Raw genomic sequence first — 26,401 nt, 5'->3', positions numbered from 1 at the left:
TAATGATGAATCCAACCCCACAAAACTTTCTTCCCAAACACATGGAAAGAAAAAACATGCCATGCCTGCCAACCTTTCAATACCAGGATTAAACAAATATAAACTAATTAATACGTGTTCGGTTTTGATACAGCCCCTGTACGATATTATGGTTTCAGCAACTCTCCTTCCAGCTGCACCCCTTTATTTTCCACACTCATATCAATAGCTTTCAGGATTTCTTCTTTCATTTCCTCTGTCACCCGGCTATAACCAAACATTTTAGCGATAAAAGGCACGRCATCTTCCCGCTGGATAGCAACGGCATCTTTTACTACCTTCTCCAGCGCTACGCCGATTTCTTCCGCCGCAATATAATTGATCTTACGGGCGGCAGCCGGCAAATGGCTGCGGTTGCGCACCACAGGTGTACTGAGCGCAGTATCCCAAAGGAACTGCCCCTTTATTTTTATTCTTTTGCTGGCATCAGAATGCCTGACCGCATGACGTAATATCTCCCGGATACGGGGACCTACTCTTGTAATACCGGCCGCTTCTACCATACGCCGGGCTACTTCGTCAAAATGCACAGGACTTTCTACTACCACTACCTGCTCTATCCAGTTACATAGCTGACCAATGGGAGAAAGATGGAATTCCTGCGCCCTGATTTCCTCCGGCAACACCGCCGTTTCATATACCGGTATGGTAGCTTCTGTTGTTGCCACGGCTTCCCGCGTCAGGGCCGGCGCCGTTTCTTTGATCACATCTGCGGCCACCTGATCATCAATCGCCACTGCGGCTTTCACTTTTTCAATAGCCGCTACCAGCCGGTTCAGTTCCCGCTCCGGATTCCGGAACCAGTCCGTACTCCACACCCGGTATATCTTCCAGCCGATTGCTTCCAGCACCTGCTGCCGCAAACGATCACGGTCACGGGCAGAACGGGCAGAATGATAAGCAGCACCGTCGCATTCAATGCCCAGTAAATAACGACCGGGATTTTCCGCATCTACAATAGCGAGATCAATAAAAAAGCCTTTTGATCCTACCTGTTTACGTACAATATATCCTAACGCTTCCAGCTTGGCAGCTACGTTTTCCTCAAAGGGACTATCCGCCGGCAAACCTGTTTCCGCCGTCATATACAGCTTACCATGCTGTGCGAAATAGAGGAAGTTCTTCAACGACTGAATGCCATAACTTTTGGTTTTGCTTACATCAATATCATCTGCGGTGATATTGGTAAACACTTCACAACGCGTTTTCGCCCGCGTGATCAGTACATTGAGCCTTCTTTCACCACCTTCATTATTCAGCGGTCCGAAAGACATGGCTACATATCCTTCCTCCGTACGTCCGTAACCGATAGAAATAAAAATCACATCCCGCTCATCTCCCTGCACATTTTCGAGGTTCTTTACAAAGAAAGGTTCGTCCTGATGCCCGCTGAAAAAGGATTCCAGCTCCGGAGATTTCCTGCGGCGTAATTCCAGCGCATCACTGATGGCTTGTCTTTGTGAAGTACTAAATGCCACCACACCTAAGCTCAACCCTGGATTTTTACGGGCATGTTCCATCACCGCGTCTGCTACTATCTCCGCTTCCTTAGGATTGGTACGGGTTTTACCGCGATCATAGGCCGTATCTTTCAGATGATGGAAAACAAGTCCTTTCTGTTCTTTAGAGCCGGGGCTGGGGAATATGACTAACTTATTTTCGTAAAATTCATGATTGGATAAGGTGATCAGTGAYTCATGCCTGCTCCTGTAATGCCAGCGTAGCATACGTTGCGGCGCGCCTTGTGCATCACATAATCCCAGAATGCTCTGCATATCTGCAGTTACATTTTCTTCATCATCAACCTCTTTGGTCAGTGAATCAAAGAAACTGGTAGGTGGTAATTGTTTGTTATCGCCTACTACTACTAATTGTTTGCCGCGCAGTATGGCCCCCAAAGCTTCTACAGGCTTCACCTGGCTGGCCTCATCAAAAATGACGAGGTCAAATTCCAGTGTTGCCGGAGGTAAAAAATTAGCGATAGACAAAGGACTCATCATAAATACCGGCTTAATGGCCTGTATGGCCAAACCCGCTTCCTGCATGAGTTTGCGGATAGGCATATGACGTGCTTTCTTATTAAATTCTGTGCGGAGCATATTTACCTGTCCGCCGGCATCTACACGTGGCATTTGTTCCCAGTGCTGCAAAGCCGCACGGGCACGATTAAATTGCAGATTCAGCACATCTAATTTGCGGAACTGCTGTACCATTTCCTCATGGCCACCGCGTTCAAATTTACGCAGGGCAGGTTGCGACTTCACCGCTGTTTCTACCAGGTATTCATACCAGGTTTTCAGCAGGGCTGTTTTTAGCAGCAAATGCGCACCATTCCAGTCCTTCACCGGTGTAATCAGGCATTCCAGGTTTTCCTGTATAGCCGTATCCGTTATATTGTTCCAGGAAATAAGGTGATGTATTTCCGGTAATTTATCTGTCCATGTTTGCAGCGTAGTTTGTTGTTCGGTAAACAGTACCGGGTAATGGTGGCTGTTCATTTCCAGTTTTTGTAAGACAGCCCCGCTCCGTTGCTGCTGCTCCTGCAATAAGCGCGACAATTGTTCTTTGTCTGCCAATGCCGCAGCAGCATCCCGGTTACTTTGCAGATAAGTGGCTACTGCAGCCGGGCAGGTCCCTGCTGCAATACGTTTATGCATATCCGTGAGATACGCCGTGGCAGTCTGCAATGCTTCCCAGTCGGTCTGCGATTTCTGCCAACGACTGCCGAACAGCGTTTTACCCAGTGCAGCATGTTCTTTCAGCAAGGCATCCTCTCTCCGGAACTCCATGATGGCATCTACATACTGTAGCTTTTCTTCATTATCACCAGGAAGCGGATGTTTACACAATGCGGCCAGTTGCCGGTTGCTCCTTTTATAGGCGCCAATCAGGAACTTATACCACTTACCACCATGCGCCAGCAGATCCTGCCGGATCTCCATCACATTTTGTTCCCAGGCTTCCGGAATAAAAATATCCTGGTATCGCTGTTGTACTGCTGTAGCCGCCACACCTGCTGTCAGCCATTCTGCAATATCCTGCTGATGCAACAGCCAGGCATTATTGGTGATATCAATCTCCTGCAAATCCGGCTGTTGTGACAGCAGCTCACATATGTTTATCAGTGCTGTAGTAGCTGGAATATCTTTGGGAGATGGGATCCCGATTTTTTGAGCGATCGCAGTGGTCGCCTGCAGGAGTGCTGTTAGTGCAGCCGATGCTGCTGTGAGTAAATTGGATAAAGCCACCTGCTCATGCGGCAACAGTACCGTCAGTTCACTACCACGGAACGTTAATGCGGCAGGCACGCCAATTTCCTGGAGGCAGGCCTGTATGCGTAATGCCATGGCGGTAGCTTTGTTCATCGCCACAGCGTCCCAGTCTCCTATTTGCGTCAGGGATATAGCCGGTAAAGTGATACCGGCAGTTTCTTCGTTTAACCGTAACAGGTAGCCTATTACCTGGTGAACCGTCAATCCGCTTTTTTCAATGACACCATTCACCGACAGGCAATAGTCATTCAATTCTTTTTTATAACCATCTAACAGTAATACTTCTTCCTGTAGTTTCTGGATAGAAGGGCGGCCCAGTTCCAGTACCCGACGCAGCTCCTGATGCAGTTCTTTTTTATTGGCTTTATGGCTATGTAATTCCAGGCAGGCTTCTCCCAGCTGAATGTTATCCAATCTGCGTTTCACCACTTCCAGCGCCGCCATTTTCTCCGCTACAAACAGTACTTTCTTACCCCGGCCAATGGCATCCGCGATAATGTTGGTAATCGTCTGCGATTTCCCGGTGCCCGGAGGACCCTGTATCACCAGGTTACGTCCTTCCTGCACGGCCAGCATGGCCATGATCTGGGAACTGTCGGCATCTACTACCTGGAACAGTTCATGGGCTTTGGTATCATGATCAATAAAGGCGTCTTCCGGTATTTGCGGGGTATCATCTGAAAAACCGCCACCAAAAAGACTTTGAATAATCGGGTGTGTGAGTATATCATCGTCCTGTTGCCATTTGGAGGCATCCAGATCGTTGTAAATCATAAACTTACCAAAAGAGAAAAAGCCCAGCTCAATGGCATCGGGTGCTACTTTCCATTTGGGCATCACATCTATTGCTTCGGCTACTGCCGCCAGGTAAGCGTTCACATCAAAATCTTCTGTATCTGGCAGGTCCGGTATGTGAATATTAAAATCTGCCTTCATTTTTGCCTGCAGGGAAATGTTGGCGCCTACTTCTTCCAGAGAATATTTCAAACGGAAACGTTCCCGCGCACTGGACCTGTCCAGCGACACCGGCACCATAATTAATGGCGCCAACCGGGCTTCCTCACTACCTGCTTCTTCATACCATTGCAGCATGCCGAGGGAAATGTAGAGGATATTCACCCCTTGTTCTTCCATGCTCATGCGGGCAGCATAATACGTATTCAGCAATTTAGCATGCAGATTCACCTGGTTTTCATTCGTCTGCAAACGGGTATCACTATACGCTTCTTTAGACACCGGTTCATTGTATTCCACCACTTCTTCGTCCTGCTTTTTTTCAGGCCGTCCGAGGAAGGACATAGTTTTATTTTCCCTCACCAGTATATCATAAATGGCGGCGGATTGTTCCTCTACAATATGTAAACCTTTGCCTACGGGCAACTTGTAATTCAACAATGGATTCCTGAGACCTAAATCCAGTAATTCCTTGCGGGAAGATTCAAGCCTGGTTAATATGGATGCGATCATAATAGCAATAATGAAAAACGCTACAAATATAATTTTAATAAACGGTGAACATGGGTAAGAAGTATATAAATGCAGAAAATCCTGCTTTTTATTATGCCGGAAGAATTTCCGGCGATTATTCACTAAATGGAATATAATTATATTTGGTTCTGAAACCAAACCCCGTCCTGCGGTTCAGGACATTTACCTATATGAATACAAAATCTGTTATCTCGTTATCCAGCTTTGTACTTTTAGTTTTCATCGGATTAGTAATACTTGGATTATGGGGATGCCCTAAATACAAAGTATACTCTCAGCGTATGGAAGGAGAAGCATTGCTGGCACATGCGCAGGCATCCAAAGAAGTGGCCGTAGCAGAAGCCCGCGCCAAAATGGAAAGTGCGGCCATGCTGGCTGCTGCAGACACCATCCGCGCCCATGGTGTAGCCCGTTCCAATCAGATCATAGGTGAATCACTGCGCAACAATGAAGCTTATCTGCATTGGTTGTGGATTGACAACATCGAGAAAAATCCCCAGGCTGTTATCTATGTCCCTACAGAAGCGAATTTGCCCATTCTGGAAGCAGGTCGCAGACCATGGCTGAAGGACACCGCCAGATAAAGCGGGCGAAAAAATGATATCACTGAAATTAAAAATAGAAAARGGATCAGGTCTTACACTGATCCTTTCCATTTTTTTTCTTTGATAAGCGGTTTAATACCGGAGTAGCGCCAGTTTCCCATCCATGGTGCTCACCAGCACCTGCTTATCCCCTGCCGGTAATACCGCATTTACCAGGCAGTTAGATAACTTGAATTTCCATAACAGGGAATGGTCTTTGGCATTTATCGCATACACCACACCTGAATGAGTAGGTACATAAATCACCTGGTCCTGCTCTACCGGTGCGGCCGGATCCAGCTCGTAGCCCATTTCCACGGGCGACTGCCACAACAACTGCAAACTATCTGTCCTGGTAGAAACACCGTACAGCCGCCCCTCCATCGTTTTAATAAACACTTCACTACTATCGGCGGAGAGCCCCAACGATTCCCGCATTCGTACATCGGGTCTGGATTTGCGCCATATCACTTCACCGCTAGCTGCATTAAATGCTGTCATAAACCGATCAGGCGCCACTATAAACACTTTATTATCTGCACCTACCGGCCAGCAGGCTGCCGGAGAAAACATCCGGTTAGAAGCGCCATTATTCCATTTCCATTTTAATGCCCCGGTATGCCCGTCCAGGGCGTAGAAGTCATTGCCCCAGCTACCAAAGTAAATATTACCCTGGTAAAAAAGCGGCTTGTCTTCCACAAACCCATTCACGTCCGCATACTCCCATATCAGTTTACCTGTATTCAAATCAATAGCCCTGAAATGCCCGTCTGATGAGCCGGTATAAGTAATACCATCCACAATCCGGGTACTTGCTACCAATGGCTTACCCGTCTCAAACTGCCATAGCAATTTACCATTGGAAGCATTCAGGCAGTAAATAAAATGATCGGAAGACCCTACTACCACTTTATTACCGGCAACTACCGGAGTCGCATATATTTTTCCTTTGGTAGAAAAAGTCCATTTCTTCCTGCCACTCTTTTGCTGCAACGCATAAATTTCACCAGCGGTATTGGTAGAAATAATAAGATCTCTGTACAATGCCATGCCCCCACCAATATCACTATTGTCCTGGTAAACCCAGGCCGCTTTTACATTTGGAAAGGAATCATTCATCGCAAAAGAAGGCCGGGGAAATGCCGCCTTACCCGTTCCTGCTGCGTGGCTGGACAAAGATACTTCTGCCCATGGTCTGTTCCTGGCAGCTACGGGAGTTCTTTCTTCAAAAGCGGCTTTATTGTTAGCGATGGTAACAATATTATAACCACCAATACTGTCTTTTGCACGGAGATTAGAACGGCACATCACGCCAGGTATCTCCTCGAAATCAAATACATGGTTAGCATGTCCATGGCCGCAAAGTATTAGCTGGATATTGTGTTGTTTCAGCCGGTCTATGGCTTCATACCAGTTATTGAGGTCTTCATTCTGCGGATAATGATTAATGTAGATGATGGGCGTGGTTGTATCTTTTCCTTTCAGGATATCATCCAGCCACACTATATTTTCACGGGGCACCTGCCCCGGTCCCATTCGCATATTCGGGCCACTGTTGGTACCAATAAAATGATAACCTCCATAGCTAAACGAAAACGTTTCGTTGCCAAATACTTTACGGAAAGTATTCCCCCCACTTTCAGACCATTTGGTATCGTGATTACCGGGAATGATGTACCAGGGTTTATGCAATCCATCCAGTACAGCTTTGGCTTGTCGTAATTCTGCATCTGCACCAAATTCGGTGATATCACCTGATATGATCACAAAAGCCAGATCCGGTTGACCGTTAATGTCGTTCACTGTACGTTGCAGGTCTTCCAGTGCATGATCGCTGCCTACGTGTGTATCAGATACCTCAGCAAATTTAAAAGTTGTTTGTGCCTTTACTGCGGGCAAAACGCCGGTTAACAGCAGCATCCCTGCCAATAACTTCGGATAAAATTTCATGTACTCAATTTATGTTAGTACAGTAGTGATGATACTCCTCAATCATTCGCCATTCTGAAGCCACTCTGCCGGGTTCTATACTTATCAGAGCTGCGGTGTTTGACTAAGTTCAAATCATCTTCCAGTTGCTTTTCATCTTCATATTTCCATTCCACGCTTTTGTCTTTGGAATAATGAAACTGAACGGATTTTTTATCTGCCGCAATTTCTATGTCGGTTACAAATTCCAGGTTGATGAAAATATGTGACTGCGGGGCGCATGATTTTATAAAGTCTGCCATGGTTATTATTTTACTTTAAATATAATCAGAAAATATTAAGGGGTTATACATCACTAAATCCGCTTTGCAAATAATCACTTTTGCAAAAAAGAAAAGACCCGCACTGATGCGGGTCTTTAATCGTTTCGGACAAATGGTTTTAAATACAGTCCTATGACTGTTTGACCACTGAATTACAGGCAAACCAACGATCAATAGCTTCCTGGAATTCACCGCCATCAGAGGCATTGTCAGCAGCCCAGGCAATCATCCCATCAGGGCGTATCAATAAAGCGCTTACACCTAACCGGTCTTTTACACTGCCTGAAATATATTTGATTTGATCGCCGTATTCACCCGCCAAAGTTTTAAGTGAATCATTTCTATCAAAATCAAGCAGTATTCCCCGGCCATCGTGCATTAATTCCCCAATGGTTGTGCCATCTTCGAACTCAAAGTTGGGTACGCTGTAACCCAGCAGTGGGTGGGCACCACCGAGATCGTAGTGGGTGAAAATACCCCATACCCTTCCTGCAAAATAGGTGGCGCCATCACGTGTATTCATAAGGTCGCTGATAATGGCATACAGTGCGCGGGCTTCCGGGCGTGGCATCATGATGGCCACCTGGGCGCGCGACCAATCCAGCACCTGTGCGCCAACTGGATACCGTTCTGTATAATAACTGTCCAATAAGCCTTCCGGCGCTTCGTCATGGATGGTGGCGGCCAGCTTCCAGCCAAGATTCATCGCATCGCCCAGTCCAAGGTTGAGTCCCTGGCCGCCCAATGGCGCGTGAATATGCGCAGCATCGCCGGCCAAAAGTACCCGTCCGTTGCGATAGGCGGTGGCCTGTCGTGCCCGGTCAGTCCAGGTAGTTACGATATGGAGGGCGCTGATCGTAACATCGGTGTTCGATACGCGGCGCAGCACCTCCTGTACGTGCTCAAGCGTGATTGGCTTCTTTGAATGATGAGCTGCCCCACCATCAAATTCTTGTATCACCAGGTACCCAGGCTGGGATTGGAGATACATGCCTGTTGGTGTCACGTTTCGGCCCGGGTTAAGCTTTTCCGGGTCGACAATATCCACCAGGGCAGAGTAGCCGGTGAATTCCGGCTCGGTACCAGCGAATTCAAAACCTCCCAGCTTGCGAACAGCACTACGGCTTCCATCGCAACCCACGAGCCATTTACCTTTAAAAGATTGGGCTCCTGAATGAACAGTTACCTCGTCTTTCGTTTGATGAAAATCAGTAATGGCAAGCCCGCGTCTGATAACTACACCCAGGGCTTCGGCGCGGCGACCCAGCACCGTTTCCATCTCTTCCATTGAAGATAACAAACTGGTGTCTGTAGCACCAGGCAGGCGATACCTCCATTGTGAGGTGTCCACATCACCCGCATGGAATGGAATGCCGGCAAAATGCCCTAACTGGCGACGGGGCCCTTGTTGGGCTTTTTGATGAGGGTTTTTAAGGAGTTTATGAAGCTCAAGCTCTTGTAGCAGTCCACGACGATAAAGCGTTTCGATAGTAGGCGCCGAAAGTCCCCGCATCCCGAAAGGAAGTTGCTTCAGTTGCGAATGAGGATCTTCCATTTTTTCCAGTATGAGCACTGAACATTTGGCCAGGGCCAGCTCAGAGGCGAGGAACAGGCCCACAGGGCCTCCGCCGGATATAATTACATCATAAATAGGATGCTGTTGTTCGGATTTGTTGTTGTCATGTGTTATTGTCATATCGAATGATTGAGACACAAAATTCCGGAATGCTCCTGTCTCAATCTTGTACAAACGCGACAAAATCATTGCTTACCGCCTTTTTCCCCTTCCTGGCTTTTCGCGCAAATGCTGCAGGCGTAGTGCCGCTATAGCGCTTGAACTCTCTGCTCAGGTGCGCCTGATCTGTATAGCCCAGCTCGTGGGCTAAGCCGGCAATGTTGGCATCCGGATAAAGCCATAAGTGATTTCGTACCTGCTCAAAGCGTATCAGACCAGACACATCTTTAACTGTATAGCCGGAAGATTGCTTAAAGTTCCGCTCCAGTGTGCGAACCGTTGCATGAGCAGCCGCGGCTACCTGGCTTACCGGCATGGTGCCGTTTGCCTCTCTCATAGCGACACCCGCTTTGAATAGCATACTGTTGGCAGCAACATGCGACCGTGCATCCAGGAAATACTGTTTTACCTGATCCACTGCTTCATCTATCCTGCCAGCCTGCATGCACTGATTCAAGGTAGACTGAAGCCGTGCAATAGGATGCTCAAAGATGCGCACACCGTCTTTACCGGATGGTAGTCCGAGCAAATCGAACACGGTCCAGGGAAAGCACCTGATAGCAATAATTTCGAAGCGATTTTTAGTGTAAAAACGAACCGGCTGATTGAGTAGCCCCATCATAAACGGTGATGGCAATGGCTGCAGGCTTCCATTGTAAGAAGTACTACAGCCACTTCCGAAATGAAAGATAATTTCAGCGTAGCCGTCAGGCAATACCTCAAAACTCGTTGATTGTTCTCCGAAGTCTTCCCTGTTGTACCAAAAGCACTTGATGGTATCTTTCAGCTCTTCAGGAGGGTCAAATTCTTGATGCAGCATTTTTTAAAGTTAGCATAAATCTCTTCAGCATCCACTTCATGGTCATCCATTTTATACCTTCTGCGAGAGAGACATCAACTATGATTAAATAACGTAACTGATGGTATTGACTACAAAAAAATAAAAGCCGGGAACGAAAAAAAATCGATTAATAATTGGTTCATTTTCTCCGAAAAAATCCTTTTTTGAGGGAGCCCATTTTTGAATTAATAGCCGTCAGACTGACGGATGTTGGAGGAAATAAAAAAGGACAAACCGATGATTAAACCGATTTGTCCCAAACTGTGTCCTGGATTGGATTCGAACCAATGGCCTACTGCTTAGAAGGCAGTTGCTCTATCCAGCTGAGCTACCAAGACTTATGTGTTCCTTTTCCCTTGTAATGTGAAATAAATTGTTATATTTATCTCGCGTTTTGGGAGTGCAAATTTATGTAAATTTCTCTCAATAAATCAAATTTAATTTATTTTTCTTTAAATATAGTTGTGAATACCATGGATGTACAAATAGAATCTAGCTGGAAGGAAGCGCTAAAAGATGAATTTCATAAGGCCTATTTCGATCAGATCGTCATGTTCCTTAAACATGAAAAAGCGTTGAATAAAGTGATTTATCCCGCTGGTAACCTGATCTTTAATGCATTTGACAAAACGCCGCTGGACAAAGTAAAAGTGGTGATTCTGGGTCAGGACCCCTATCACGGTGCCGGACAGGCGCATGGACTCAGTTTTTCTGTGCTGGATGGTATAAAGCCTCCTCCTTCACTGGTGAACATTTACAAGGAAATGAAAACGGACCTTGGTCTGGAAATTCCTACCAGCGGCAATCTTACCAAATGGGCAGAACATGGCGTATTATTATTAAATGCGTTTTTAACAGTAAGAGCCGGAGAACCTGCCTCACATAGTAAAATAGGCTGGGGCGATTTTACAGATGCCGTTATCAGAACCATTTCTGAACAACGCACAGACGTAGTATTTTTGCTCTGGGGAAGGTTTGCACAGGATAAACAATATTTGATAGACGCAACAAAACATCATATTTTGCAGGCAGCGCATCCTTCGCCATTCAGTGCAGATAAAGGATTTTTCGGATGCAGGCATTTTTCAAGAACCAATGAAATACTCGGTAAAGCTGGGATTGCACCGGTAGACTGGAGACTATAAAAGTAAAAGCTATGTTGAAAAATATCCTTGGTAGAATATTCGCAGCCTGGATGTTGTTGTTATTTGCAGGCACCATGCTGATCGTATTTATTCCTATCTGGATTATCTCCTTCTGGCCGGATCCTACAAAGTCTAAAGGCTTCCTCGCTATCGGCAGGGTATGGATGATTGTATATATGCCCCTGATCGGCTGCCCTGTCAGAAGAAAAGGAACCGGATATTTTGCACCAGGACAAACCTATGTGGTAGTATGCAATCACAACTCATTAATAGACGTACCTGTTACCACCGCCAAAATACCAGGCGCAAATAAAACACTGGCAAAAGCTTCACTGGGTAAAGTTCCGCTCTTTGGTGTGCTGTATAAAATAGGCGGTATTATGGTTGACCGCAGTAGTGAAGCCAGCAGAAAGCAAAGCGTAACAGATATGAAAGAAGCACTGAAACAGGGCTTACACATCCTGCTTTATCCCGAAGGCACCCGCAACCGCACAGAAGAGCCCTTAAAAGCCTTCTATGATGGCGCTTTCGCGTTGGCCATTGATACACAATTACCGCTGATTCCTTCCCTGTTATTTCATACTAAAAAGATATTACCGGTAGGAAGAAAATTCTTTGCATGGCCTCATCATATCGACTATCATTTTCTGCCGCCTGTAGCTACAGCAGGCCTTACCAGGGATGATATACCGGCACTGAAAGAAAAAGTATTTAACCAGATGTGGACATACTATTTAGCGCACAATACAAAAAATTAATACCCTGTTATAAAAGAGAAAAGCCCGTTTGATAAAATATCAAACGGGCTTTTCTCTTTTATAATAAAATATTTTTTCACATCAGGCTACTATTAAAATCATATATCCATCACCGTTATAAATCGTAGAACTGTCTCGATCGGTTTATTCGCAGATCACGCAGGATACCCGCTTTCGGATTAATAGTAATGCTAAACTGCCGGAAAGTACCAAACGGTATCAGGTTAATAGACATCTGCCAGCAGTGCATATCCCGCGAGATATACATATTCGTATAGGCAATCTGCATATTGGTAAAATCAAAACCACTGTTTAACCCAATCTTCCATTTCGGCGTAAGACTAAAATCACCGTTGAAGCTGACATACTGAGTGATACGCTTTACAACACCACCGGAATCCGGTATAATAGTATTGGTATAAGATAAGCTGTACGAGAGATCCACACGCCATGGAATATCAAAATCCACATACTCACCCGGGTTGTTACGTACCATTGCCAACTGCCGCTGTTGCGCAGCAAAAGCAGCATCCGTGCTCTGTGCGTTCTGTATAGAATCTATTGTCTGTTCTTTTGCCTTGCTCTTTTTATCCTTCGACTGGAAGGAAGTACTCATGGAGATACTTGCGTTGGTTAAACGCCCCAGACTGATCTTCCCCTGCTGCCAAACATATTTGTCAAGGCGACGGCCACGGGCATCTGTCTGATAAGGATCCAGGTTACCACTGGCGGAGATATTTAATTTATCAAACAAATTGGTACGTGCGTATAAACTGAAAGTCGACAGCTTAAAGGAATCTGCCACCAGATTATAACTACCGTTGATACCAAAACCATCCAGCAATTTTATTTTTCGTTCATGGTTCCCCGTAGTATCCTTTTTCGAGAACACCTTCATTTCCAGGTTATTGTCCAAACCGAAGTTCAATCCACCAAACGAACCAGGAGAAGGTACACCAATAATAGCACCGTCATATACGGACACCATGGACTTGTCACCTGCATTGTTATATTGTAATTCCCTGTAGAGGTTCGGGTTCAGATCCGGCCGGTAGCTGGCGCTCAAAGTAGGACGCATCACGTGACGGATAGCCTTAATCTTGGAGTGCTTGCTGAACGCATACATACCGTATAAGGCGGTAGACAACGACATACTGGCACTGACATCACGTGCCGTAAAGAAACCAGCCTGGTAGGCAGTGTCAATAGCGCCATTGGTCCCTGTTCCAGGGTTGGGCTTATTGGGATCCCAGGTACGGTTAAATTTCTTGGTATACCAGTATTCTGTATAGTTAATACCCGGAGATAAAGTAAAGGTTTTAAATACCGGGATGGAGAAGGAGATCGGAATATTATGCTGCATGCCCGTTTGCATCGCATCAAACATGGCCTGTCTACCAAACAGGGAATCTTTGAAGTTAGCCTGGTTACGCAGAACGGTATTATAAGAAATCCCTATTTTTTCAAACCATTTGGGACTACCTATCATTTCTTTCCGTTGGAAAGGATAGATGGTATTCACCGTGAAAGTTCCATCCGGGAAGGAAATCGACACATCGCGTGTACTTAAGTTCTGCGAGTGGTTTAATCCCAATGTCAGGTTATAAGGCTTTCCTATCCAGGTTTTTGAAAAGGTGATGGAAGATCCGATGTTGTTATTTACACGGGTATTATAATCATACACGTTGTATTTATTATAAGACGAGGTACCAAAGTTTACGGCAGCCCCGAAGTTCACACCAGGACGGGCCTTACTGTCCATACTGTGATTCCAGGTGATCCGGAAATCTTTGGAGGTGCTGAATTCAGATTTTACCGCCGGATCGCCGAAGCGGGTATTGGCAAAACTCAGGTTGAGGCCCCCGTTATATTTATACCGCTTGCGGTAAGTAGGACTTCCCGTGAGGCTCCAGCTACCATAGGAATACACGTCTCCCCGCATCGTCAGGTCAAAATTGTCGCCCAAACCTATATAGTACCCACCATTTTCAAGTCCGATCCCTTTCTGCTGGTTCACCACATACTGTGGAGGCAGAATACCCGACCGTTGCCCCTGGGTGATAGGGAAAATGGCGAAAGGTATGAACAAGGGAGTAGGAATTCCTTCAATTTCCAGGTTAGCCGGACCGGAAATAACCAGTTTATCAGGTATAACCTTTATTTTGCGGGCCCGGAAGCTGAAATGGGGAGTGTCCAGGTTACAGGTAGTATAGCCATTTTTAAAGCCGAAGATGGTATTATCCGCCGCTTTTTTGGTTTGTGCACTATGAATGTAGCCTTCTCCATACTGGGACCGGGTATTATAGATCTTTGCCTTCTGGGATGTAAAGTTATAGCGGAGGGTATCCGATTCGAAGCTTTGGCCGCCGTCATTCATCACCGGGCCGCCAAACAATTTACCAGCGGTATCTTTCGCGTTGGTCGCTTCCAGGATACCGGTTTCCTGGTCGAAATTCATTTTTTCGGCCGAAAGATCAATGGTTTTGTACTTTGTGTTGGCAGTACCGTATAAATAGAAGCGTTTGTCAGGCACCATCAGGATAATAGAATCCTTCGCTTTATAATTAACTGGCGCATCCAGCGTGTCTTTTGATATCTTTGGAACAAAGAGGGTATCGACAGTCACTGTTCCGCTGGTATCCGTCCCTTTTGACAGTACATTCGTGTCTGTCGCAGCAGGAGGAATCACAGCAGGTCGTTTGATTTTGCCGRTATCTTTCCTGGTCAAAGGGGCTGTATCTGCCAAACTTTTGTTAAAAAACGATACAGCGTGTGGCCTGGACCCTGCAACTGCATCTATAATAAAGGGAATGGCAATGAACATACCGGCAAAAACCAGGTATGTATGTCGAAAAAACTTTTTATAATTATTTTTGTAGCTAGCGTTCATGTGTTACGGCGGCCACAAACCTACAAGATTTTATACAATTTATTACAAATGGTAACTTGTAATGTTTGATAAACGATGTATAGAAAGGTGGTTTAAACTCGCATGGAGCATGACAATGATTAATTTAACAGATAAACTTATTTTTTTATTTTTTGTGATAAACAGCACCCATTAAAATGAGAATCATGCGCTGGAACCGATTTTGGATTTTAGGACTGGGAACACTATTCACCTGTACCTTTTTTATTCAGGCCAAAAATGATCCTGTTCCTACTAAACAGGATAAGCCTATAAGAACGATTGTTATTGATGCAGGCCACGGCGGTACAGATCCCGGCGCCAAAGGCAGCTACTCTACCGAAAAACAAGTAACCCTCGAAGTAGCACTGAAACTGGGAAAGATCCTGGAAGAAAACATGCCCGATGTAAAGGTAGTGTATACACGAAAAAGTGACCGGTTCGACGATCCCCGCGTAAAAGCCCAGATCGCCAACGACAACAAAGGAGAACTGTTCGTGTCTATCCACTGTAACTCAACTGGTAAGATCCGTAAAGTAGTAGACTATAAAACCGTATACCGTAAAAAAGGAAGAAAGAAAATAGCCGTTAAACAACCGGTATACGYCTACTACCCCAGCAACGCCAAAGGCACGGAAACGTATATATGGGCTACCAGTAAGAACAACGCCAAAATGGAATCCCTTAAACAAAATTCCGTTATCGTACTGGATGACAACTCAGAAGAAAGCAAACAACTGCTGGGTGATGACCCGGAAACATTCATCCTGCTGAATACCCTGAGAAACTCCTATTTCGATCAGAGCCTTCGCCTCTCTACCCTTATTGAGGACGAATTTACCCGGGTAGGACGTATCAGCCGCGGAGCAAGACAACGAAATGAAAAAGGTATCTGGGTACTATCTGCCACTGCAATGCCAAGTGTACTGGTGGAACTCGGATTCATCAGCAACCCTGAAGAAGAAGATTACCTCAACTCCAGCAATGGACAACAGGAACTGGCCAACTGTATCTATAAAGCGATTAAGCGTTACCGTGATGAACTCGACAGGTTCACCAACAACYGCAATTCACAGCCAGCCACCACCAGCTCCTCCTCTAAAAACAACAGTACACACGCTTTCCTGAAACCTGGTAAAACCACCAATGGCAAGCCAGGAACACCGCAACAGGAAGACCGCTACTGTGTACAACTGCTGATTACAGATAAATTTTATAAACCAGGAGCTTCCATTTTCAGGAAGCTCCATGGTGATATCAACCGCCAACAGGTCGTAATGAATAAAAAAAAACTAAACAAATATATGTGGGGGCGTTTCAAAACAGATCAACAAGCCTCCGGTGCCCTGCGTAAGGCCCGTAAACTGGGATTCAAAGACGCTTTTGTTACCTCCTGCTAGACTACCCCACTCCCCTCGATACCCCTCTATAGTTTCCCCTTTCCTCTTTTTTATTACTAACATTTTTACACGAGCACTTCCCGTGCATGCTTTTTGATTATTTTTGCGTGAACGTATACGAATCTCATGCTCAAATTATCTAATGAAACCAAAGTTGGTATATTAACGGTGCTGGGTATAACCTTACTTGTGCTGGGCTTTAATTTACTGAAGGGAAAGAGCCTTTTTTCACATAATAAAACCATTTATGCTGTTTGTAAGCAGGTAAACGGTTTACAACCCGCCAACGCCGTACAGGTAAATGGTTTGGTGGTAGGTAGTGTATCTAACCTGGAAGTAATGGATAAAGATGCCTCCAGGATCCTGGTATCCATCACCATTACCAAAAAGATTGACATTCCCCGCAACTCTGTAGCCCGCATCAGCAGCGACCTGCTGGGCACCAAAACAGTACAGATGGAACTGGGTAACGCCAGCGAATATCTGAAAAGCGGCGATACCATTTATGCAGCTGTAGATGGCTCCATGACAGATGCACTAAAAGCACAGCTTAGCCCACTGGTGAAAAAACTGGAAGGTACCCTCACCAATATTGACTCTGTATTAATGTCTGTGAACGCCATCCTGGATACTACCGCAAAAGGTAACCTGCAGGATGCTATCCGCAGCCTCAATACCACCATGCGTAACTTCACGCACACCTCTGCATCCCTGAATGGAATGCTGGATCCAAACACAGGTAATATCCAGAAAACATTCAACAACCTGGCTGCAGTAACCGGTAACCTGAAAGACAATAACGCAAAAATTACCGGTATCCTCGACAATGCACAGAAAGCAACAGATGCACTGGCTAAAGGTAACATCGACAAAACACTGGCACAACTACAGCAAACAGCCACTAACCTGAATGCCACCATTGCCAAACTGAATACCACAGATGGCACTGCCGGCATGTTGCTGAACGACAAAAAAGTGTATAACAACCTTCAGTATTCATTGGGAAATCTGAATAAGCTGCTGGAAGACCTCCGCGTCAATCCAAAACGCTACGTACACTTCTCCCTGTTTGGCAAAAAAGATAAAACGAAGCCGTTACCTTCTGATACAGCAGCGGCACAATAATAAGAATCAATGCATCGATACATAAAATCAGGGATTTTTCTGGCCGTAATATGCCTGCTGGCATTTACGGCCAGTGCTCAGTTTCCGGATAAACCAGCGCCGAAAACAGGGTCTGTCATTGAAATTATTCATTCGGACTCACTTATCATGTACCAACATGATTCTGTTGACATGGCCCGCTTCGTTGGCCACACCATCTTTAAACAGGGTACCACCCTGTTTAATTGTGACAGCGCCGTAAAGAATAACAAAACCAACATTATCGACGCCTATGGCAATATTCATATCAACCAGGCAGATAGTGTACACATCTACGGTAATTACCTTAACTATGATGCCAACACCCGCATCGCCCTGTTAAGRGACAATGCCCGGCTTACAGACGGTAAGGTAACCATCACCGGCCCGGAACTGCAATATGATATGAATGCCAAAATTGGTTCTTATGTGAAAAGCGGAAGACTGGTAAATGGTAAAAGTGTACTCACCAGCGATGAAGGCTACTATTATACGGAAACCAAGGAAATGCATTTCATACAGAATGTATTACTTGTAGATCCGGAATACACCTTAAGCACCAGTGAACTGCTATATAATACCGATACAAAAATAGCCACCATCATAGCCCCAACCACTATCAACAATAACGACAAGAGCACCATGTATGCTACCAGTGGTTATTATGATACAGACAAAGGCTACGGCAATTTTGGTAACCGGCCTACCATTGAAGACAGCACCGGTACCATCACCGCCGACAACATAGAAATGGACAAATTAACCGGTATGGCTTATGCCACCGGCAATATGGTATACAAGGATACTGCCCGCAAAATGTCACTGCTGGCCAACAAAGGTGTGGTTAATCAACGTGAGAAAACCATCCTGGCCACACAGAAACCACTGCTGATCATGGAAAAAAATAAGGATACCCTGTATATGGCCGCCGACACCCTGTTTTCAGGTGTGATCCGTCCGGACGACAGCTTATCCATTCCATCTGTAGCAGGACTGAAGCGCGTTCCGGATTCTCCCACCAAAAACCTGCGGGCACTCAAAACCATACGACCGCCGGAGAGATTCACCGCCACTATTTCACCCATCACCAAAGGCGACTCCATTGCCCGGAAACAACAGGATAGTATAGCCGGCAACGTTATGATGTTCATGGCCGACAGCGCCCTCGCTAAAACCAGGCAAAAGCTCGATACCTCCCTGGTGAAAAATGTGAAAATAGCTGCCATCCCCACTGTAGTGATGCAGGATTCCCTGCCGGGTATCAAACATCATGCAGACAGCATGGCACTGCAAGCACCTAAAGACACCGCAGAACAACGTTATATACTGGCCTATCACCACGTAAGGGTGTTTTCAGATTCCCTGCAGGCAGTGGCAGACAGCGTATTCTATTCTTCCAAAGATTCTATCTTCCGCTTCTACCGCAACCCGGTAATCTGGTCCAACAATACCACACAACTGAGTGGCGACACCATTCTGATGTTTACCAAGAACCAGACCGCTGATAAAATGCTGCTGAAAAATAATGGCTTTATTATCAATGAAGCCGGACCAGGCATGTTTAACCAGATCAAAGGTAACCTCATCACCGGCTACGTAGCAGGTGAAACCCTCGACTGGATGCACGTGGAAGGAAATGCGGAAACAATTAATTATATCAAAGATCAGGGCGGCGCCTATATGAGCGTCAACAAAGCACAATGCGCCATTATCAATATCTTTTTCAAAAAAGGGGAAGTAGATAAAGTAGTGCTGATCAAAGATCCTGAAGGCGTGGTTTATCCGTTTACACAACGTCCTAAAGACCAGCTACAACTGGAAAATTTCAAATGGGACATAAAACGGCAGCCGAAAAGTAAGTACGAGTTAATGCAATAAAAAGAATTACGAATTACAAATTACGAATTACGGGACTAACAGGTGGATAAACGCTATCTGTTACTCTCCCCACTAATCCGTAATTCGTAATTCGTAATTCGTAATCCTTCTTCTAATGATTCAGAACTCTATTAACATTATCCGGAAAACACTGATTTCTCCTATCCACCAATTTCTGAAAGATAGCCGTGCGGTAGGTATTGTACTCATCGTATGCACACTTGTGTCTATGATACTGGCCAATTCAGCTGTGCAAACGGATTATGTAGGATTCTGGAATACCCTGTTCGATCCGGCTGGCGGACATCATTATCAATACCGGGCTTTGCACCTTCCCAACTCCTACCTGTTATGGATAAACGATGGCATGATGGTACTGTTCTTTTTCCTGGTAGGTATGGAAATAAAACGGGAACTGACTGTAGGAGAACTTTCCTCTGTCAGAAAATCTATCTTACCCGTGCTGGCAGCCGTTGGTGGCATGCTGTTTCCCGCGCTCATTTTCGCCCTCTTTAATAAAAACACACCATATGCACATGGCTGGGGCATCCCCATGGCCACTGACATTGCTTTCTCCCTGGGCATTTTATCCTTACTGGGCAAAAGAGTACCGGTAGGTTTAAAAATATTCCTGATGGCCCTGGCCATCATCGATGATCTGGGGGCAATATTAACCATTGCGGTATTTTATACCCCACATCTGGATGTAAAATACCTCCTGATTGGTGGCGCTGTATTATTAATACCCTTGTTACTGAATTATTTTAAAGTGCAACGACTCATATTCTATTATATCCCAGGGCTGGTATTATGGTACTGCCTTTTTAATTCCGGTGTACATGCCACTATTGCAGGTGTACTGCTGGCATTCTGCATTCCACAGGATCGGATTGCCCACCTGGTGCATAGTTTACATGACCCGGTAAATTTTGTCATCATGCCCGTTTTTGCATTGGCCAATACTGCCATACAACTGCCTTCGGATATTGCCGGCGCACTGCACAATAATATCAGTTATGGCATCATAGCCGGACTGGTACTTGGTAAACCATTGGGAATTTTTACACTTTCCTTTCTCGCAGTAAAATTAAAACTGGCCGCACTTCCTTCAAAAGCGGGCTGGCTACAGCTGATAGGCGTTGGACTTATTGCCGGGATAGGATTTACCATGTCTATATTTATTTCTTCACTAGCTTATCAAGAGCGGGAATTGCAGATCATTGCTATCATTTCTGTAATAGCCGCCTCTCTGCTGGCTGGTGTTGCAGGATTTATTTTTCTTCGCTTACTAAAGCCGGTTGGCATTGTTATTGCAAAGCAACCGTGATTTAAATTTCGTCGTGCATATATACTTTAGAGAAAAAGCCAACGTTTCTTAACGTGTATTTTTAAGTTTCAATTCAAACAACACATCTATGAAAAAAGTCGTGTTACTTTTCAGTCTGATCGCTATGCTCGCAATTCAGGCCAACGCGCAGAAGAAAAAGAGTTACAAGAACAGCGATCCGTCCAACTACAGCACTGCGCTGGGCGTACGTTTAAACCCATGGATAGTGGGCTTCACCATCAAGCATTTTATCCAGGGCCCTCATGCTATTGAAGGACTGGTAACCACCAATCACTCTCACAGAAATAACCTTACTATTACCGGATTATATGAATACAACTGGAATATAGGTTTACCTGAACTGAATATGTATGTTGGTGGTGGTGCACATCTGGGCTTCTACGACCGCCGGGATTATGACTGGAGTCGTTATGAAGACCACCACTATAAAAATGGCACTTATGTATCTCCAGGTCTGGATGGTATCATTGGTGTTGAATATACTTTCAAGAAAATTCCTTTAAATATCAGTGCCGATCTGAAACCTTACGTACAGTTTGTTGGACCCACCAACTATATGGGTGAGGAGATTGGCGGTGTGTCTGCCAGGTATACTTTTTAAGCCGGGCGACCACTTCATTTACAAACGGATCATGAGGCAAGCATGGTCCGTTTTTTTATGTTCCTTATTTTGAAGTATTTTTAATGTTCAACTATTGGACATGAAAATCTTCACAGCAGCACAAATCAGGGAAGCAGATGCTTTCACGATCGCTCACGAACCCATCAGCAGCCCCAACCTGATGGAAAGAGCTGCAGGCAAATGTGCTGCATGGCTGGAAGATCATTATTCCCCCCGACACCCCATTTATATTTTTTGCGGAAAAGGAAATAACGGAGGAGATGGATTAGTCATCGCCCGTTTACTGCTCGATCATGGCTACACGGTTAGTGCCGGCATATTGCAACATAGCAGCAAAGCCAGTGCAGATCAGCAACTCAAGCTACAGGCCTTGCAGGAACATCATCCCTCGGTAATCTATGAAATTGGAGATGTATCTGACTTTCCCGTTTTACCTGCCAATGCTGTAATTATAGACGCCATTTTTGGTACAGGTATGAGCCGGCCAATAGAAGGATGGATAGCCGGCGTGATACACCACCTCAATGACCAGCGACAAAAACACACCATTGTAGCAATAGATATGCCTTCCGGTCTGATAGCAGACGACAGCAACCGGCATGGAGCCGTGGTACGGGCACATCATACCCTTAGTTTTGAATTTTACAAACTGGCTTTCCTGCTACCTGAAAATGCCCCTTATGCAGGCGAGGTACATATTTTACCTATTAGCCTTCATCCGGATTATATAACGCAAACGCCTGCACGGTATCACCTGTCTGATAAAGAAATCATGCGGACAATTTACCGTCCCCGCGACCCGTTTGCCCATAAAGGTACCTATGGTCATGCATTGCTGATTGCCGGCAGCTATGGTAAAATGGGTGCTGCGGTATTAAGTGCCAAAGCCTGTTTACGCGCGGGTGTGGGGCTGCTCTCCTGCCACATTCCCCAATGTGGTTATGATATTATGCAGATCAGTGAGCCATGCGCCATGTGTATTACAGATGAAGATGCCCACTACAACACGAACTTTCATCCCGATATTAACACCGCTTCCTATAAAACAATCGGTATTGGCCCGGGCCTGGATACACAACCGGGCACCGCTAAATCGCTGGAACTATTGTTGGATAGCTGGCAACGCCCTATGGTCATTGATGCAGATGCCCTCAATTTACTTTCCGTATATCCATACCTGTTATATAAGGTACCCGCAGGTTCTATACTCACACCGCATCCAAAAGAATTTGAACGACTTTTCGGCACCAGTGAAAACGATACCGCGCGACTGGAATTATTATCAAAGCAGGCCGTAAGTCTGCAGATTTATATTATATTGAAAGGCCGGTATTCCGCCATTGCCTGTCCTGATGGCGCTGTATATTTTAATAACACCGGCAATCCCGGTATGGCTACCGGCGGCAGCGGAGATGTACTGACGGGTATATTAACCGGCCTGCTGGCCCAGGATTATTCCCCCAAAGCGGCGGCGCTGCTGGGTGTATGGCTACATGGCTATGCAGGAGATCTGGCCGCGGCCCATCTTTCGCAGGAAGCAATGACGGCGGCCGATATCATCAGTTGGCTGGGTAAGGCATTCCAGGAAGGTATCTAACAGTGCATGTTATTTTTTTTTGCCCGAAACACTTACTCATGGGGCATGTGTGCAATAATTTTATTTATTACGTACACAATTAATAATTTATGTTTTATATTCATTTGAATATTTTTTTTGGAATCCTATTTTTATTCATTATTAAACTTTTTTGTCAACCACGTATTTATAAATTTCGCTTACATGAATATAGTTTACCTCGTACCGTGTTTTGGATTATTGGCTTTGTTATATACGGCCGTCAAGAGTTCCTGGGTTACAAAACAGGATGCTGGCAACGACAAGATGAAAGAGATAGCTCAGCACATTGCTGAAGGCGCTATGGCATTTCTTAAAGCTGAGTATAAAGTCCTTATTTACTTTGTTATTATTGCCGCCTTGCTATTAGGTTACATGGGGGCAACACATGAAAATTCTCATTGGTCTATTGCATTGGCCTTTGTGATAGGGGCTGTATTTTCAGCAACCGCAGGTTTTATAGGCATGAAAATCGCCACCAAAGCCAATGTACGCACTGCACATGCTGCACGTACCAGTCTCGCGAAAGCGCTGCAGGTATCTTTCACCGGCGGTTCTGTTATGGGGATGGGTGTTGCCGGTCTCGCGGTACTTGGACTCGGATCCTTGTTCATTATATTGAAATCATATTTCGGGGCGGAAGCCAATACAGCGGAGATGATTAAGACCATTGAGGTACTCACTGGTTTTTCATTGGGTGCTGAAAGTATTGCATTATTTGCCCGTGTGGGTGGTGGTATTTATACCAAGGCCGCCGATGTGGGTGCTGACCTGGTAGGTAAAGTAGAAGCCGGTATTCCGGAAGATGATCCCCGTAATCCTGCCACCATTGCGGATAACGTAGGGGACAATGTGGGTGACGTTGCCGGTATGGGCGCCGATTTGTTCGGTTCCTATGTAGCTACTGTATTAGCCACCATGGTACTGGGCTCTGAAACGGTATCACACGATACTTTCGGAGGCATTGCACCCATTCTGCTGCCGATGATCATTGCTGGTGCAGGTATCATCTTTTCTATGATCGGAACTTTATTTGTAAGAATCAGCGATACCGCAGGTTTAAGCACTGCGGTGGTACAAAGAGCCCTGAACATGGGTAACTGGGGTTCCATTATTTTAACCGCTATTGTTTCCTTCTTCCTCGTAAACTGGATACTGCCAGATAATATCATGGTTTTACGTGGCCATGAATTTACCCGCGGACAGGTATTTGGTGCGATCATGGTGGGCCTCGCCGTAGGTACCCTGATCAGTATTATTACAGAATATTATACCGCTATGGGCAAACGCCCGGTGAAATCCATTATCCGTCAGTCAGCCACCGGCGCTGCTACCAATATCATTGGTGGTTTATCTGTAGGGATGGAGTCCACTACCTTACCTATACTGGTACTGGCAGGGGGTATTGCAGGTTCATTCCACCTGGCTGGATTATACGGAGTAGCTATTGCTGCTGCCGGTATGATGGCTACTACTGCTATGCAGCTGGCGATTGACGCCTTTGGCCCCATTGCTGATAATGCCGGTGGTATTGCCGAAATGAGCGAATTACCTAAAGAAGTAAGAGAAAAAACCGATATCCTCGACGCCGTGGGTAACACTACTGCTGCTACTGGTAAAGGTTTTGCCATTGCTTCTGCTGCTTTAACTGCACTGGCACTCTTTGCGGCCTTTGTTGGTGTAGCGGGTATTCAGGGCATCGATATTTATAAAGCCAATGTACTCGCCGGTTTATTTGTAGGCGGTATGATTCCATTTATATTTTCCTCTCTCGCCATTGCGGCGGTAGGCCGTGCTGCCATGGCCATGGTAGAAGAAGTTCGCCGTCAGTTCCGCGAAATACCAGGCATTATGGAAGGTACCGGCAAACCGGAATACGACAAATGCGTGGCCATCTCCACCCAGGCATCTATCCGTGAAATGATGCTGCCCGGTGCTATTGCCCTGATATCCCCTTTACTGGTAGGCTTTATTGCCGGTCCGGAAGTACTGGGCGGATTCCTGGCAGGAGCTACTGTAACTGGTGTATTAATGGGTATCTTCCAAAACAACGCTGGTGGCGCCTGGGATAACGCAAAAAAATCGTTCGAAAAAGGCGTGGAAATTAATGGCGAAACCTACTATAAAAAGTCTGAGCCACATAAAGCATCTGTAACCGGTGATACCGTTGGTGATCCGTTTAAAGATACTTCCGGTCCTTCTATGAACATCCTCATCAAGCTGATGTCTATCGTATCATTGGTGATTGCGCCTACCCTGGCGGAAATGTTCCATACCAAACAACCACCGGTGCCACCTACTGCTAAAACAGAAATCGTACAGCCAGCAGCCAAAACGGTTAGCAGCAAGGCAACCGCCTATCTCCTCGAAAAAAAGTAATACCTTTTTTATAAACCAAAAAATCCCGTCAGGAAACAGACCTGACGGGATTTTTTGGTTTAAGGCATCGTCAATAGAAGATGAGCACAGGTTTAGCCCCTTGCGGGCAGCTGTCTCCTATAACAACTATCTTTTTTCTTCCCTTCTACAATAAAAAATTATAATTCCTTTTGGTGTTTAAAATAACTTCCCTACATTTGTACTGTAATTAAAATTATTACAGATTAATCATCTGTATTTTTTTACTTCAAAACTGTAATAAATATCATAACAATTAAAACAATCAGCACGGGCACGCTGTATTATTATTAATTACCATAAAAAAACTAAAAAATGAAAGTAGCTATCATCGGAGCATCAGGATTTATAGGATCAGCCATTTTAAACGAAGCACTCAACAGAGGTCATGAAGTAACCGCTATTGTTCGTAACCCGGAAAAGATAACTGTTCAGAACCCCCATCTGACCGTAAAAAAAGGGGATGTGACCAATGAAGCAGAAGTGGCGGCGCTGGTAGCGGGCAACGAAGCAGTGATCAGCTCTTACAGTGCTCACGATAAAGTTACCTACCTCAAAGCCATACACGCCATTATTAATGGTACCAAAAAAGCAGGTATTAAAAGACTGATTGCTGTAAGTGGTGCCGGCAGCCTGGAAATCGCTCCTGGCGTACAGTTGCTGGACACACCAGAATTTCCGGCAGAATGGAAAGAAGGTGCTTCCGCTACCCGTGACGCTTTTCACGTCATTAAAGCAACCGATGATCTGGACTGGACTGTATTAAGCCCGGCTATGATGATCCAACCCGGCGAACGCACCGGCAAATTCCGTTTGGGTAAAGATCAGGTAGTATTTAATGATAAAGGTGAGAGCAAGATCTCCACAGCAGATTATGCCATCGCGTTAATTGATGAACTGGAACAGCCTAAGCATATTAAGCAACGTTTCACGCTGGCTTATTAATATAACTTATTAGTACGTACAGGATTAGCAA

Annotated in this window: 17 protein-coding genes and 1 tRNA gene; 11 read left to right on the top strand and 7 right to left on the bottom strand. The window is 45.4% G+C overall.

Going from position 1 to position 26,401, the window contains the following annotated elements:
* Window positions 1-146: 146 nt before the first annotated feature.
* A complete protein-coding gene (locus tag AC1DP6_RS05040) occupies window positions 147-4,778 on the bottom strand; it encodes a DUF3320 domain-containing protein (RefSeq protein WP_477053847.1) in 4,632 nt (1,543 codons plus the stop codon).
* 191 nt (window positions 4,779-4,969) lie between these two features.
* Here AC1DP6_RS05040 and AC1DP6_RS05035 point away from each other — a divergent pair, with 191 nt between their 5' ends.
* Window positions 4,970-5,383 carry a hypothetical protein gene (locus AC1DP6_RS05035; protein WP_477026265.1) on the top strand — a complete coding sequence of 138 codons (414 nt, stop codon included), beginning with the start codon at window positions 4,970-4,972 and terminating at the stop codon, window positions 5,381-5,383.
* A gap of 93 nt (window positions 5,384-5,476) precedes the next feature.
* Here AC1DP6_RS05035 and AC1DP6_RS05030 read toward each other — a convergent pair whose 3' ends face one another.
* The 5 genes from AC1DP6_RS05030 to AC1DP6_RS05010 form a co-directional block, all read right to left on the bottom strand.
* Entirely contained in the window at window positions 5,477-7,333 is a 1,857-nt protein-coding gene (locus AC1DP6_RS05030; protein WP_477053846.1) for an outer membrane protein assembly factor BamB family protein, read from the bottom strand.
* A 38-nt stretch (window positions 7,334-7,371) separates the two neighbouring features.
* Entirely contained in the window at window positions 7,372-7,614 is a 243-nt protein-coding gene (locus AC1DP6_RS05025; RefSeq protein WP_477053845.1) for a hypothetical protein, read from the bottom strand.
* 151 nt (window positions 7,615-7,765) lie between these two features.
* Window positions 7,766-9,331: an FAD-dependent monooxygenase gene (locus AC1DP6_RS05020; RefSeq protein WP_477053844.1), complete on the bottom strand. Its 1,566-nt coding sequence runs from the start codon at window positions 9,329-9,331 to the stop codon at window positions 7,766-7,768.
* Between the two features lie 40 nt (window positions 9,332-9,371).
* On the bottom strand, window positions 9,372-10,190 hold the full coding sequence (locus tag AC1DP6_RS05015) for a DUF6597 domain-containing transcriptional factor (RefSeq protein ID WP_477053843.1): 819 nt from the start codon (window positions 10,188-10,190) through the stop codon (window positions 9,372-9,374).
* Window positions 10,191-10,475: 285 nt separating this feature from the next.
* Window positions 10,476-10,549, bottom strand: a tRNA-Arg gene (locus tag AC1DP6_RS05010).
* Window positions 10,550-10,684: 135 nt separating this feature from the next.
* On the opposite strand from AC1DP6_RS05010, the gene ung reads away from it, so the two are divergent.
* Complete coding sequence (gene ung / locus AC1DP6_RS05005) at window positions 10,685-11,356, top strand: uracil-DNA glycosylase (RefSeq protein WP_477053842.1); 672 nt, start codon at window positions 10,685-10,687, stop codon at window positions 11,354-11,356.
* Window positions 11,357-11,367: 11 nt separating this feature from the next.
* Window positions 11,368-12,114: a lysophospholipid acyltransferase family protein gene (locus tag AC1DP6_RS05000; protein WP_477053841.1), complete on the top strand. Its 747-nt coding sequence runs from the start codon at window positions 11,368-11,370 to the stop codon at window positions 12,112-12,114.
* A gap of 115 nt (window positions 12,115-12,229) precedes the next feature.
* Here AC1DP6_RS05000 and AC1DP6_RS04995 read toward each other — a convergent pair whose 3' ends face one another.
* The gene (locus tag AC1DP6_RS04995) at window positions 12,230-15,004 is read right to left on the bottom strand and encodes a putative LPS assembly protein LptD (RefSeq protein ID WP_477053840.1); all 2,775 of its coding nucleotides are present in this window, start codon (window positions 15,002-15,004) and stop codon (window positions 12,230-12,232) included.
* Between the two features lie 185 nt (window positions 15,005-15,189).
* On the opposite strand from AC1DP6_RS04995, the gene AC1DP6_RS04990 reads away from it, so the two are divergent.
* The 8 genes from AC1DP6_RS04990 (at window position 15,190) to AC1DP6_RS04955 (ending at window position 26,370) form a co-directional block, all read left to right on the top strand.
* Window positions 15,190-16,422: an N-acetylmuramoyl-L-alanine amidase family protein gene (locus tag AC1DP6_RS04990; RefSeq protein ID WP_477053839.1), complete on the top strand. Its 1,233-nt coding sequence runs from the start codon at window positions 15,190-15,192 to the stop codon at window positions 16,420-16,422.
* A gap of 126 nt (window positions 16,423-16,548) precedes the next feature.
* Entirely contained in the window at window positions 16,549-17,547 is a 999-nt protein-coding gene (locus AC1DP6_RS04985; protein ID WP_477026257.1) for an MlaD family protein, read from the top strand.
* A 9-nt stretch (window positions 17,548-17,556) separates the two neighbouring features.
* Entirely contained in the window at window positions 17,557-19,443 is a 1,887-nt protein-coding gene (locus AC1DP6_RS04980; RefSeq protein ID WP_477053838.1) for an OstA-like protein, read from the top strand.
* A gap of 115 nt (window positions 19,444-19,558) precedes the next feature.
* Window positions 19,559-20,770: a Na+/H+ antiporter NhaA gene (gene nhaA / locus AC1DP6_RS04975; protein WP_477053837.1), complete on the top strand. Its 1,212-nt coding sequence runs from the start codon at window positions 19,559-19,561 to the stop codon at window positions 20,768-20,770.
* 88 nt (window positions 20,771-20,858) lie between these two features.
* Entirely contained in the window at window positions 20,859-21,392 is a 534-nt protein-coding gene (locus AC1DP6_RS04970; protein ID WP_477053836.1) for a hypothetical protein, read from the top strand.
* Between the two features lie 100 nt (window positions 21,393-21,492).
* The gene (locus AC1DP6_RS04965; protein WP_477053835.1) at window positions 21,493-23,010 is read left to right on the top strand and encodes an NAD(P)H-hydrate dehydratase; all 1,518 of its coding nucleotides are present in this window, start codon (window positions 21,493-21,495) and stop codon (window positions 23,008-23,010) included.
* Window positions 23,011-23,193: 183 nt separating this feature from the next.
* Complete coding sequence (locus AC1DP6_RS04960) at window positions 23,194-25,407, top strand: sodium-translocating pyrophosphatase (RefSeq protein WP_477053834.1); 2,214 nt, start codon at window positions 23,194-23,196, stop codon at window positions 25,405-25,407.
* Between the two features lie 333 nt (window positions 25,408-25,740).
* Window positions 25,741-26,370 carry an NAD(P)-dependent oxidoreductase gene (locus AC1DP6_RS04955; protein WP_477053833.1) on the top strand — a complete coding sequence of 210 codons (630 nt, stop codon included), beginning with the start codon at window positions 25,741-25,743 and terminating at the stop codon, window positions 26,368-26,370.
* Window positions 26,371-26,401: the final 31 nt, after the last annotated feature.

The organism is Chitinophaga sp. 01L420 (genome assembly GCF_056399985.1).
This window is presented reverse-complemented; position numbering and strand designations above follow the sequence as displayed.

Bases quoted from the DNA above. Each gene is read 5' to 3' on its own strand.
- AC1DP6_RS05035 (WP_477026265.1), top strand. From the start codon at position 4,970: ATGAATACAAAATCTGTTATCTCGTTATCCAGCTTTGTACTTTTAGTT.
- AC1DP6_RS05015 (WP_477053843.1), bottom strand. From the start codon at position 10,190: ATGCTGCATCAAGAATTTGACCCTCCTGAAGAGCTGAAAGATACCATC.
- AC1DP6_RS05030 (WP_477053846.1), bottom strand. From the start codon at position 7,333: ATGAAATTTTATCCGAAGTTATTGGCAGGGATGCTGCTGTTAACCGGC.
- AC1DP6_RS05000 (WP_477053841.1), top strand. From the start codon at position 11,368: ATGTTGAAAAATATCCTTGGTAGAATATTCGCAGCCTGGATGTTGTTG.
- AC1DP6_RS04965 (WP_477053835.1), top strand. From the start codon at position 21,493: ATGAAAATCTTCACAGCAGCACAAATCAGGGAAGCAGATGCTTTCACG.
- AC1DP6_RS04970 (WP_477053836.1), top strand. From the start codon at position 20,859: ATGAAAAAAGTCGTGTTACTTTTCAGTCTGATCGCTATGCTCGCAATT.
- ung (WP_477053842.1), top strand. From the start codon at position 10,685: ATGGATGTACAAATAGAATCTAGCTGGAAGGAAGCGCTAAAAGATGAA.
- AC1DP6_RS05025 (WP_477053845.1), bottom strand. From the start codon at position 7,614: ATGGCAGACTTTATAAAATCATGCGCCCCGCAGTCACATATTTTCATC.
- AC1DP6_RS04955 (WP_477053833.1), top strand. From the start codon at position 25,741: ATGAAAGTAGCTATCATCGGAGCATCAGGATTTATAGGATCAGCCATT.
- AC1DP6_RS04985 (WP_477026257.1), top strand. From the start codon at position 16,549: ATGCTCAAATTATCTAATGAAACCAAAGTTGGTATATTAACGGTGCTG.
- AC1DP6_RS04960 (WP_477053834.1), top strand. From the start codon at position 23,194: ATGAATATAGTTTACCTCGTACCGTGTTTTGGATTATTGGCTTTGTTA.
- AC1DP6_RS05020 (WP_477053844.1), bottom strand. From the start codon at position 9,331: ATGACAATAACACATGACAACAACAAATCCGAACAACAGCATCCTATT.
- nhaA (WP_477053837.1), top strand. From the start codon at position 19,559: ATGATTCAGAACTCTATTAACATTATCCGGAAAACACTGATTTCTCCT.